The following is a 13,003-nucleotide window of genomic DNA, read 5'->3' as shown; positions in this document are numbered from 1 at the left end:
GTTATCCGTTTGGTACGTACTATGTATGGGTAAGATTACACGTAAAAAAAATTATAGAGGAGCATTTATTTGATTGGGTATATATCCTAAATCTTGAAATTTCATCACAGCCTCAATAATCGCTAACTTCACATGGCTATAAATTAAACCTCCTTGCACAAATGCCATGTAAGGAGGACGAATAGGTCCATCAGCAGTTAATTCCAAACTAGCTCCTTGAATAAAAGTTCCAGCCGCCATAATGACATCACTTTCATACCCTGGCATAGGAGCCGGGTGTGGAGTTACGTGAGCATTAATCGGTGATGCATGTTGAATAGCTTGACAAAATGCTACCATCTGTTCAGGTGTATCAAAAGTAACCGATTGTATCAGGTCCGTACGCTTCGTTAAATAATTCGGACTTGTTTGAAACCCCAGTAATTGAAGCAGGCGCGAAGTAAATAAAGCCCCTTGAAGCGCTTCTCCAACGACATGTGGCGCAAGAAAAAAACCTTGAAATAATTCTTGTAGTAAACCTAAACTTGCACCCGTCTCTTTACCTAGTCCAGGTGCAGTCAATCGATTTGCAGCTAATTCAATCAAGTCCTTTCTTCCCGCGATATAACCACCAATTCTTGCGATTCCTCCTCCTGGATTTTTAATTAGTGAGCCAGCAATAAGATCTGCACCAACATGGGTCGGTTCGAATTCCTCAACAAACTCACCGTAACAATTATCAACAAAGACGATCACATCTTGTTTTATTTCTTTTACAAATTGGATCATTGTTTTTATTTCTTCAATTGTAAAAGATGGACGATCTGCATAGCCTTTGGAGCGTTGGATCGCGATCACTTTCGTTTGTGTACCAATCGTATTTTTTATCGCATCCCAATCTAGGTCCTTTTCTTTTGTTAATTCTATCGCTTGATAGGTAATGCCAAAGTCCATGAGTGAACCTTTGTTATTACCACGAGTACCAACAACTTCTTCTAAAGTATCATAAGGTGATCCTGTTATGTACAGTAACTCATCGCCTGGTCGAAGTACACCAAACAACGCAGTTGTGATCGCATGAGTTCCTGAAATCAATTGTGGTCGAACCAAGGCGTCTTCAGCTGCAAAGACATTAGCATATACGCTTTCTAGTCCTTCTCTTCCATAATCATCATAGCCATAACCTGTGGTGGCTTGAAAATGGCTGTCAGAGATTTGTTCTTGACGAAAAGCGTTCAAAACGCGTAACTGATTTTTTTCTGCAATTTTTTGAATTTTTTTCCGTTCTGTCTCGATATCTAACTCTGTCTGTTCTATTAATTGTTCTAACATCATTACATACTCTCTCTTCTATACAAAGAATTTATTTAATAAGAAACTACAGTTATTAATGCTTTGGTTGAAGTGGGTGGTCTTCTGGTAAATAACCTTCTAAATGATACGTTTCAGATGATTCAGTAAATTCTTCTGAAACGATAATAGAATGTTGTCTATATTGTTGTAATTTTTTCCCGTCAGAAGCCGAAATGACACACTCATAACGTTTCCAATTATTCTTCATGGATTCTTGCGTTTTATTCAATAGTCGCTTACGATCTGCTTCATCAAACGCACTAATCGTTATGGCGGGTTGATTTATTGGCAAAAAATCCGCTCGAATCAGATCTTTTTTGTTATAGATAGTAAGCGACGGGATGTGATCAGCTTTTAGTTCTTTTAATAAAGAAAGTACCGTTTCTTGATGTTGCCCTTGATCTGGGTGTGAAGCATCAACTACGTGATAAATAAAATCCGCTTCAGCCACCTCTTCCAGCGTGGAACGAAAGGCCGCAATCAAAGCAGTTGGAAGATCTTGCATAAACCCAACCGTATCTGTAATAACAACCGTTAATCCTGATGGTAATTTCATCTGTCTAGACATCGGGTCTAATGTTGCAAATAATTGGTCCTCTTCAAACGCATCACTTCGAGTTAAACGATTGAAAAGGGTCGATTTGCCTGCATTCGTATAACCTACAATAGCAATTTGAAACGTATGGTTCGTTTTTCTACGATTGCGATATTGTTCTCGTTGATTAACAACGGTTGCTAGACGACGTTTGACCTCATCAATACGTCGATTAATGTGTCTTCGATCTGATTCTAGTTTTGTTTCACCCGGACCACGTGTTCCAATTCCACCACCAAGTCTTGACATCGCATGACCTTGTCCATGTAATCTCGGTAACAAATACTGATATTGGGCCAATTCGACTTGTAGCTTTCCTTCACTCGTTTTTGCTCGACTAGCAAATATGTCTAGAATTAATTGGCTGCGATCAATGATCGGCAAATCGAATTGCTCTTGCAAATTTCTCATTTGTGAAGCAGATAATTCATCATTAGCAATTAATAAGTCAATCTCCTTCTCTTCAATTATTTCCTCGACTTCTTCTAGCTTTCCTGTTCCAAGATAAAGAGCGGGATGCGCACGATCCCGCTTTTGGATAACACTATCTACAACAATACCTTTTGCTGTTTCTGTTAAAGATTTTAACTCCTCTAAAGAGTAGTGAAACCTTGTTTCATCATCTAATTTTTTTTGGACTGCAATAATTAGTACATTTTCTTCCATGTTAGACATCCTCGTTTCTATTCCATACATCAATAGTTATATTTTATCAAAAGTCAGCACATTCGATAAGTAATTTCGTTCATTCATCATGTTAAACAAAGATCACTGCCTATTAATAGCATCAATTGTTCTGTGGAATAACTATGTTCACTCATTAAACGCATTGACTGTTTTCGAATCGTCTGTTCAATGATATTCCGAATCAAGCGAGCATTGGCAAACTTTTCACGATGATGAGAATTTCTTTCGTTCGTTAAGTATCTTGTTAATTTCCACTCTGCTTCCTTTGATAACTGATAATCTCGTTCCTGAGCCATTTGTTTTGCAATCTTTATTAATTGTTCAACCGTGTAATCTTCAAAATCGAGAATCATTGGGAATCGAGAGGCTAAGCCTGGATTCGTTGATAAGAAATAATCCATTTCGTGTGGATAGCCCGCTAAAATAAGAATGAAGTCTTGATGGTAATCTTCCATTTGCTTCACCAATGTATCAATGGCTTCTTTTCCAAAATCTTTCTCCCCACCTCTTGCAAGGGAATAAGCTTCATCAATAAATAAAATGCCCCCTAATGCTTTTTCTACTAATTCACGTGTTTTGTTTGCTGTTTGGCCAATATATTCGCCAACTAAATCTGCTCGTTCAGCTTCAATAAAATGACCTTTCGATAACATATTTAGATCATGAAATAGTTCAGCTAATTGTCGAGCCACAGTTGTCTTTCCTGTACCAGGATTCCCTTTAAACAGCATGTGTAAAACTTGTTTTTTTGTTTTTAGTCCTGCTTTTTCTCTTTGTAAGTTAATTTGCACATTGGCATACACTTCTTTAATATTTTCTTTAAACTGTTTTAGACCAACAAAATCCGCAAATGCATCATCAATTGGTTGAAAAGGATTGACAGCTTTTTTGTTATTACTTGTCGGTGTAACGCGTTTGTCATGAAGGACAATGTTGATTTGATTTTGTCTCAAAGGGGAACTCTGTGTCTCCACGATATCACACTCCTCACTCTCTATAGTATACGCAGGATCCTGTAATCTTGTGACAAACGCCCAAATTTTTAATCAAAAAATTCATAAACTGAGTATACCATGCTCGGTTGTTAATAAATTTTTGTTAAGTGAGATAATTATATTTGAAGGGTTTACGATCATCAATAACACACAGTAATCGCTTATTTATTTAAAAAAACAACATAAAAAGAACACCAAATCGGTGTTCTTTTTTGTTTTATTCTTTATCCAACTGAACATTTTTTGCAGGTGAAAACGTTGAAATTGCATGTTTGAAAATAAGTTGTTGCTTGCCTTCTGTTTCCAATAAGACGGTGAAGTTATCAAATGCTTTCACTACACCTCTTAATTGAAAGCCATTTGTTAAGAACACCGTAACTTGAATATGGTCTCTTCTTAAAGAATTTAAGTATTGATCTTGAATATTTACAGACTGAGCCATGATATATATCCTCCTCTTTCTATCTCTAATATATAATATTTCTACGTTTTCTTAATCATTCCTGCTAAATCATTTAAAATAATTTGAAATTTTTCATTTTTTTCTTCCGGGTTAATAGAGTACCAGTGAACATTCATTTTATTTTTAAACCACGTATATTGTCTCTTGGCATATCTTCTCGAATTTCGTTTTAGTAATTCAACCGCTTCTGTTAAAGAATAATGCCCTTTAAAATAAGGAATAAACTCTTTATATCCAATTGCTTGCATTGCTTGAGCATCCTCTAATCCTTGCTGATAAAATCGCTTTACTTCCTCCAATAAACCCTCAGTCATCATCAAATCTACTCGATGATTAATTCTATCATATAATAGACTTCGTTCCATTTCTAAGCCAATTAAAATAGGATGATAGGGAGAAGTCTTTGATTGTTTCTGATGCATCTCGGACATGGTAGATCCTGTCCGCTCGTATACTTCCAAGGCACGAATTACTCGTCGTACATTATTCGGATGGATTTTTTCAGCCTGTTCTGGATCTACTTTTCTTAATCGTTCGTATATGACGTCCATACCGTTTGTTTCAATCTCTTTTTCAATACGGGCTTGTAAACTTTCATCTCGCTTCTGGTCTGCAAATTGATAGTCATATAAGGCTGCTTCAATATATAAGCCTGTACCTCCAGCAATAATTGGTAAGTTTCCTCGGGAGGTTATTTCCTGAACGTATCTTTTTACATTCGTTTGAAATTCTGCAACAGAAAAACTTTCATCTGGGGATCTTATATCTAACATATGATGTGGAATTCCCTCTTGTTCTTCTTCCGTAACTTTAGCCGTTCCAATGTCCATTCCACGATAAATTTGCATAGAATCCCCACTAATCACTTCGCCATTAAACGCCTTGGCTATTTCTACACTAAGACTTGTTTTCCCTACAGCTGTAGGTCCCACTACACCTATTACTATTTCCTTCATTGACATTCCCCTTACTGATCTTCAGCATATATGTGATTTATCTCTCTTACATGATTCTTTTAAACATTTTTTCTATTTCATATCCAGAAAAATGAATAAGAATTGGTCGACCATGTGGACAAGTGAAAGGATCTGTTGATTTTCTTAAGTCCTCTAATAATTGGAACATATCGTCTTTTGTTAAATAATGATTCGCTTTAATCGATCGTTTACATGACATTAAAATTGCCGCTTCTTCTCTTAGCTTAGCAAGGTCAATCTTTTCATTTTCCATAACTTGTGCAATAATATCACGAATAATTTCTTCCTCATATCCAGTTGGAAACCACTGCGGGTGCGCTCGAATAATGTACGTTTGTTGACCAAAATGTTCAAAAAACAACCCTACCTGTTTTAACTCTTCTTGATAATGTTCAATTAAAAGAGCTTCTTTACTCGAGAAATCAAATGTTAAAGGAAAAAGTAGTTCCTGTAATTCGTTCGAAACTTCACCAATTTTATCTCGAAAATATTCATATTTCACACGCTCCTGTGCTGCGTGTTGATCAATCATGTAAAAACCTTCTTCATTTTCTGCTAAAATATAAGTTCCGTGATGCTGTCCGATTGGATACATTACGGGAATGCGATCTGCATCGAGGAATTCTTCTTCCCTCTCTTCCTCTACATCTAAATCGGTATTATAGTTATTCTGTTTACCTTCACCCGACATTTCTTTCTTTATTTCCATCTCGGGAAAATGATTCAACTGATCATCTATATTTGATGGTAATACAATTTCATCCGAGAAATTACTATCCGTTTTTTCTGGTGGGTTCTGTGTTTCTTTAACAAAATCTGCTTCTTTCGTATACTCAAATGAAAATTGAGACTGTGAGCTCTCTTGCTTCGTTTCCTTCTTCTGGCTAGCTTCTGGAATTAGTGTTTCTTTACGAAAGGCTTGTCGAATCGTCTCTTCAACCGCTTGAAATAGTTCTTTATCTTTACTAAACCGAACTTCCAATTTCGCCGGATGTACATTAACATCAACTAAAATAGGATCCATCTCAATAGCTAAAACAACAATTGGATGTCGACCAATCGGCAACAAAGTATGATAGCCGTTAGAAATCGCTTTATTTAATGGAATGCTGCGTATATACCGACCATTAACAATGGTTGATATATAATTACGTGATGCTCGTGTCACTTCGGGTTTAGCAATGTATCCTTTCACCGTATAATCAAGTGTTTGATAAGAAACGGGGATCATTTTTTTCGCTACACTAACGCCGTAAACTTGTGCAATGATTTGTAGCAAATCACCTCGCCCACTTGTTTGAAATAGATTTTTCCCGTTATGGTAAAGTTCGAATCGGATGTTCGCATGAGATAATGCCATCCGATTTACGACATCGGTAATGTGACCTAATTCTGTATGAATGGTTTTCATATACTTTAATCGTGCAGGGGTGTTATAAAATAGAGCGTCTACTGTGATTTCTGTTCCCTGACGAGCATCACTCTTATCGCGTTCAACCACTTTTCCTGATTCTAACTTCAAAATGGTTCCCGCACCTTCTCCAGTAGATGTTTTTAACGTTAATTGACTTACAGCAGCAATAGAGGCCAGTGCTTCTCCTCGAAAACCTAATGTACGAACATGAAACAAGTCATTCTCTGTGCTAATTTTACTTGTAGCATGACGTAAGAAGGCACGTTCAGCATCCTCTGCTTCCATCCCTATACCATTATCGGTAATTTTTATCCGTTTTAACCCTGCTTCTTCTATTTCCAACTTGATCGAAGTACTACCGGCATCGATACTATTTTCGATTAATTCTTTCACAACAGAAGCCGGGCGTTCGACTACTTCACCAGCGGCTATTTTGTTCGCTAGTAAATCTGGCATCGGAAATATTTTCACTTTTATCCCTCCTCACTTGCTTTTTTTTGTAATTGATAAAGTGCGTTCATTGCTTCCATTGGAGTCATTTCCATTAACTTTAATTGTTGCAATTCTTTTCGTAAATGTTGTTCACTCTTCGATTGGTGTTCTCTTGATTGATTTAAGCTTGGTTCACTTACGAAAAAACTTAACTGAGATTCATCTGTTTGAATAACTTCCGCTTTTTTTTCTTTTCCTTGTTTCTCTTCTAATTCTTTTAAAATGATCGTAGCTCGATCAATCAATGGTTCTGGTAAGGCTGCCAGTTTAGCAACATGAATTCCGTAGCTTTCGTCTGCAGCTCCTGATTGGATTTGATGTAAGAATACGACTCGTCCTTCAAACTCCTCTGCTCGAACATGGATGTTTTTTAAGTTACTTAATGTTTCTTCTAAAGCTGTTAATTCATGATAGTGTGTAGAGAATAAGGTTTTAGCACCTACTTGATCATGGACATATTCAATAATCGCTTGGGCGAGAGCCATGCCATCATACGTACTTGTACCTCGTCCAATTTCATCCAATAAGATTAGACTATTTTCCGTGGCATTAGTTAACGCATGATTTGCTTCTAACATTTCTACCATAAACGTACTTTGACCAGCGACCAAATCATCGGCAGCACCGATTCTTGTAAAAATTTTATCAAATACAGGTAAACTGGCGGACTCGCATGGTACAAAACAACCAATTTGAGCCATGATCGTGATAAGAGCTAGTTGACGCATATACGTACTTTTACCGGACATGTTCGGACCAGTAATCAATAACATATCCGTCGATTCATTCATCGTTACATCGTTCGGTACATACATTCCATCTTTCATTACCTTCTCTACTACTGGATGGCGACCTTTCACAATTGCGATCGACCGATTTTTATTAAAGGTTGGTCGCACATACGCTTGTTGTTCACTAATAGTGGCAAATCCTTGATAAACATCAATTTCGCTAATTTGATCAGCAAGATGTTGTAACTGAGGGATATATGCCTTTACTTGCTCACGTAATTCAAGAAACAATCTATACTCTAAATCGACACTCTTTTCTTGAGCGGTCAAAATTAAACTCTCTTTTTCTTTCAGTTCAGGAGTGATATAACGTTCTGCATTTGTTAACGTTTGTTTTCGTTCATATTTACCTTCTGGTAACAGATGTAGGTTTGCTTTTGTAACTTCAATATAATAACCAAACACACGGTTATAGCCAATCTTCAATGATTTGATATTCGTTGCTTTCTTTTCTTGTTGTTCTAACTCTGCGATCCATTGCTTCCCGTTTTTGGCTGCATCTCGATATTCATCAAGTTGTTCATGGAAGCCCGTCTTAATTATACCGCCCTCTTTGATCGTTAAAGGCGGATCTTGCTCAAGACTGTTTTCTAATAATGTCTTAAGTTCCTGGATAGGATCGATTGTTTTCGCTAGATTGTTTATTTCTTTTTGATTACATGCAAGCAAGATTGATAGTAGTTGCGGTACTTTTTCTAACGAGTTTTTTAGCTGCAATAGATCACGGCCATTTACATTTCCAAAAGCAACTCTACCGGCTAAACGTTCTAAGTCATAAATCGATTTTAACGTTTCCCGCACTGCTTCTCTTGACATGAAATCTTCCATAAATCCTTCTACTATTTGATACCGTTGATCTAACAATCGGTGGTTAAGTAGCGGTCGTTCTAACCATTTCTTTAATTTTCGTGCTCCCATTGCAGTAACTGTTTGATCAAGCACCCATAGTAAGCTTCCTTGCTTTCCTTTTTTCATAATCGTTTCTGTTAATTCAAGATTACGCTTGGAGTACATATCTAACATCATGTACTCATTTAGTTCAATAAATTGAACTGGTTTTAAATGATCTAGTGCTCTCTGTTGTGTCGATTGGATGTAATGATACAAGCGCGCAAAGCCTTGCTTTAGTCGGCTATCTGTTAAGTGATCAACCAATTGAGTTAGTTCAGAACTAATCTCCGTGTTCTCTGCAAAAGATAAGGTTACCTGTAAACGCTCCATTAAATCTTGTTGAAATGCTTCAGGCAAATCTTTAGCTATTACAATTTCTTTAATGGGACGATTAAACAGTTCACTCACCACACGTTCCCATCCTGTTTCTATGATAGCTGCACTATTTTCCCCAGTAGATAAATCATTGTATGTAAGAACAAACGTATCGAGATCAAATTGACTAATGCTTGCTAAATAATTATTCTCCTTCTCATCTAACATATTCCCTTCCATTACTGTACCAGGTGTAATCAATTGGACGACTTCTCGCTTCACCACACCTTTTGCTTCTTTTGGATCTTCTACTTGTTCACAGATCGCCACTTTGTAACCTTTTTCAACGAGATTTTTAATATAGTTCGCGGCAGAATGATAAGGTACACCGCACATCGGGATCCTTTCCGTTCCTCCCCCATCTCTGCTTGTTAAAGTAATCTCTAATTCTCTTGATGCTTTGATTGCATCATCAAAAAACATTTCATAAAAGTCACCAAGGCGAAAAAAGAGAAAACTATCTCTATTATTTGCTTTTATCTTTAAATATTGTTCGATCATTGGTGTGTAATTTGCCATATGTATTGCCTCCAGCCAAGTAATTTCATGGTTTCTATTATAGCATATCAAGCAATCCTTTTTGCAGGATGTCAATGAATTAACGAACAATTAAACTTAGATTTTAAACATAAAAAAAGACTCCATTTATTTAAGTCTTTTCTCTCTAAAAAATTTCATCTAAAATTTTTATAATTATCCCACTGAATCAACCTCCAATCATGGTTTGAATAAACTGTGGGGTAGCGATTCTAAGTTTAAGTGAGCGTTCCTATGAGGTTTGTAGCATTTTTTAGCCTTGAACCTAGGCAAAATTGGGCATCTTGACGAGGTTCGAGCCATTTTTCAGCCTCCATCCTCATGTGAAGCTCATTAAAGTGAAAAAATTAAATTATTTATCACACTGTTTGTGTCTACTGTGCATCTATCTTTAAGTTTATGAATACCTTTATCAAATTAAACTAGTATTATCTGCAATTATTTATTTGCAAAAAAAATAAGACCGAATCAGAAAATGATTCGGTCCGAAAAGCACAATATTATAGTGGGGTTTATTCTTATTTTGAGACGTACTTACTAGTACTATCCCTCATTAGTATTTGATGAAAACTCTGGGTCAACATTTGCTGCAAGTTCTTCATCTGTCAATTCAAAGTCCCATTCGTCGTCATCATCAGTCTCGACACCACTTGGATCAACTCTTACTGCAACCTTTGTGTCACCGATAACTTCTACTAAAAATTCACGTTCTACTTCTGCAACAATTTTTTGATCAGACTTGCTAATGGAGCACTCTAAACAGTTTGGTTGTTGCAATACTTTTGCATACACTTCTACTTGATTACCAATTGTTTGCTTATCTTTGACGGATAATTTGATTGGATCTGTATAAGTGATACGCTCGGTAACTACTTCTGTTTTAGTACTATCATTATACGAATACCAAACATTCACATCATAGCTACCACTTACTTCTACCACTTCTTCCCCTTTACGTTTTGCGTGATAGAGATGATTAATGATCCAGCAACCTAAAATACTCGTTGGTTTATGAGTTGGGTTGATGGTATTTGTGTCTTGAACAAACTTACGACCCTTTCCAATTACCGCTTTCGTAATAATCTCTCGATATTCATGATCAAGAAAAGACATTGATCGTTACCTCCTCTTTCTACATAATCAGTCTATGCAGACGATCTAGGCAAAGTGCACGTAAATTTTTGATCGAACTGCATTGATTTTCTAGTTCATCGTATGCATTTGCCTAAGAAAAGGTACATCATTTTTCAAATAATCATTGAATTCATTGATCTGTAACGAAAAATAGAATGCCTTGAAAAAAAGAAAAACTCCTCGTAATGTAGTTATTTACGAGAAGTTTCCTTATAGCTAGCTTATTCCAATAACCTTGAATAACCTATTACTGTTCAATCTTTTTTGCTACTTGCTGAGTAATGGATTGTACCATCGTTTGCAGTAAATCATTGACAACAACTTGTGTTCCTTTAAATTCTTCCACAATAGGAATTGCATCAATCTCAGCTTGAACTTGATCAATCTGTTCATCAATCTGTTTCACTGCCTCTTGCTTCCCATAGGCTTGAAGATTAACTGCTTGTTTCTGTAGCCCTTTTATTTGTTCAATTAGCTTCTTTACTTTATCATTTTCATTCAAACGTGCTTCCAATTCTTTGAAACGCTGAATTTCTTCAAGTTCTGCTAGCTGTGCGGCTACTTGATCAACCTCAGCAAGTATTTCCTCTTTTGAGAATTTTTCCATTTATAACACCTCGGAAGTTTCTTCAACAAGTTCTCCATCTAAAGACCACGTTTTTGCATTTGTAATTTTCACCGGTACAATTTTACCGATAAAAGATTTTGGTGCTCGAAAATTAACTAATTTGTTTCGTTCTGTATAGCCTGAAAGCACTTCTGGGTCTTTCTTACTTTCCCCTTCAACCAAAACATTAACAATAGTTCCTTCGTATTTCTCCATTGCTTGCTTAGATTGTTCGTTCACCAATTTATTCAAGCGTTGCAACCTTTCTTTCTTCACTTCCATCGGAATATTATCTTCCCAACGCGCTGCCGGTGTACCCTCTCGTGGCGAATAAATAAAGGTATAAGCACTTTCAAAGCCTACTTCACGCATTAATGTCATCGTCTCCTCGAACTGTTCGTCCGTTTCATTAGGGAAACCAACAATAATATCTGTGGTTAATGTTGCATTTGGCATCACTTCACGAATTTTACGAACTAACTCTAGATAGCTTTCACGTGTATATCTTCTTGCCATAATCCGAAGCACTTCCGAACTACCTGATTGTACAGGTAAATGAATATGATCTACTAAATTTCCACCTTGCGCAAGCACTTCAATTAAACGATCATCAAAATCTCGCGGGTGTGAGGTAGTAAATCGAACACGTGGAATATCGATCTTACGGATCTCATCCATTAGATCACCTAAACCATAATCAAACTCTAAGTCTTTCCCATATGCATTAACATTTTGACCAAGCAAGGTTACCTCTTGATAGCCTTGTGCTGCTAAATGACGAACTTCTTGAATAATATCTTCTGGAAGTCGACTTCTTTCCTTACCACGCGTATAGGGCACAATACAATACGTACAAAACTTGTCACAGCCATACATAATATTTACCCATGCCTTAATATTACCTTTACGTACTTTGGGTAAATTTTCGATAATATCTCCTTCTTTGGACCACACTTCAACGACCATCGCTTTACTGAACATAGCTTCTTTTAATAAGCTTGGCAAACGGTGAATGTTATGCGTACCAAAAATCATATCGATGAACGGGTGTTTTTGTAGAATTCGATTAACTACCGATTCTTCTTGGGACATACAACCACACACACCAATGATCATGTCAGGGTTTTCTAATTTTAATGGTTTTAAGTGACCGATTTCCCCAAATACTTTATTTTCTGCGTTTTCTCGAATCGCACAAGTATTTAATAAAACAACATCGGCTTCTTTGGTATCTTCTGTAATCTGGTAACCCATATCCGTCAACAAGCCGGCCATTACCTCTGTATCATGTTCGTTCATTTGACATCCATAAGTGCGGATCAGAAATTTCTTATCTTTTCCGATTTCTTTCATTTCTTCAGGAATAGAAAAATCATAATGAATATCCACATCTTTTTTCAAACGCTTCTTCGCTTTTTTCAGATTAGGCGGTTGATAGGTTGATTGAAAATATTTACCAATTAATTCATCGGACTCCATATTTTTTAAACGATTCAAGTTGTTATTCGACTCGGATTTTACGTCCGCTGAATATTCCTTGATTTCATTTGCTTCTTTTCTTTGTTTCTCGTTCATTGCTTTATTTAAGCTCCTTTCACTGCTTTGCAACTAATTTAACAATCTAGTCCTTATAAGCGAACCTACGTTAGGTTTACTCCAGCTACACTAACTGTCTATCGAAATAAAAAGGCTCTTACATCCGTTACATTAACT

The 13,003-nt window shown here is 36.5% G+C and carries 10 protein-coding genes; all 10 read right to left on the bottom strand.

The window, feature by feature from the left end; all coding sequences use genetic code 11:
- Window positions 1-51: 51 nt before the first annotated feature.
- Window positions 52-1,311, bottom strand: coding sequence for a methionine gamma-lyase family protein (locus OWO01_RS05370; protein WP_268779406.1), 1,260 nt, complete (start codon window positions 1,309-1,311; stop codon window positions 52-54).
- Window positions 1,312-1,366: 55 nt separating this feature from the next.
- Window positions 1,367-2,593: a GTPase HflX gene (gene hflX, locus OWO01_RS05365; RefSeq protein WP_268779405.1), complete on the bottom strand. Its 1,227-nt coding sequence runs from the start codon at window positions 2,591-2,593 to the stop codon at window positions 1,367-1,369.
- 86 nt (window positions 2,594-2,679) lie between these two features.
- Window positions 2,680-3,588 (bottom strand): AAA family ATPase, encoded by a 909-nt coding sequence (locus OWO01_RS05360; protein ID WP_268779404.1) that lies wholly within the window; start codon window positions 3,586-3,588, stop codon window positions 2,680-2,682.
- Between the two features lie 238 nt (window positions 3,589-3,826).
- Window positions 3,827-4,051, bottom strand: coding sequence for an RNA chaperone Hfq (hfq, locus tag OWO01_RS05355; RefSeq protein WP_268779403.1), 225 nt, complete (start codon window positions 4,049-4,051; stop codon window positions 3,827-3,829).
- Between the two features lie 41 nt (window positions 4,052-4,092).
- Window positions 4,093-5,028: a tRNA (adenosine(37)-N6)-dimethylallyltransferase MiaA gene (miaA, locus tag OWO01_RS05350; protein ID WP_268779402.1), complete on the bottom strand. Its 936-nt coding sequence runs from the start codon at window positions 5,026-5,028 to the stop codon at window positions 4,093-4,095.
- 46 nt (window positions 5,029-5,074) lie between these two features.
- Window positions 5,075-6,934, bottom strand: coding sequence for a DNA mismatch repair endonuclease MutL (mutL, locus tag OWO01_RS05345; RefSeq protein ID WP_336283769.1), 1,860 nt, complete (start codon window positions 6,932-6,934; stop codon window positions 5,075-5,077).
- A gap of 2 nt (window positions 6,935-6,936) precedes the next feature.
- On the bottom strand, window positions 6,937-9,531 hold the full coding sequence (gene mutS, locus OWO01_RS05340; protein WP_268779401.1) for a DNA mismatch repair protein MutS: 2,595 nt from the start codon (window positions 9,529-9,531) through the stop codon (window positions 6,937-6,939).
- 561 nt (window positions 9,532-10,092) lie between these two features.
- On the bottom strand, window positions 10,093-10,662 hold the full coding sequence (locus OWO01_RS05335) for an outer spore coat protein CotE (RefSeq protein WP_268779400.1): 570 nt from the start codon (window positions 10,660-10,662) through the stop codon (window positions 10,093-10,095).
- A 268-nt stretch (window positions 10,663-10,930) separates the two neighbouring features.
- Complete coding sequence (locus OWO01_RS05330) at window positions 10,931-11,290, bottom strand: YlbF/YmcA family competence regulator (protein WP_268779399.1); 360 nt, start codon at window positions 11,288-11,290, stop codon at window positions 10,931-10,933.
- On the bottom strand, window positions 11,291-12,865 hold the full coding sequence (gene miaB, locus OWO01_RS05325) for a tRNA (N6-isopentenyl adenosine(37)-C2)-methylthiotransferase MiaB (RefSeq protein WP_268779398.1): 1,575 nt from the start codon (window positions 12,863-12,865) through the stop codon (window positions 11,291-11,293).
- Window positions 12,866-13,003 lie beyond the last annotated feature (138 nt).

Source organism: Natronobacillus azotifigens, from assembly GCF_026805325.1.
Taxonomy (GTDB): Bacteria; Bacillota; Bacilli; order Bacillales; family Amphibacillaceae; genus Natronobacillus; species Natronobacillus azotifigens.
This window is presented reverse-complemented; position numbering and strand designations above follow the sequence as displayed.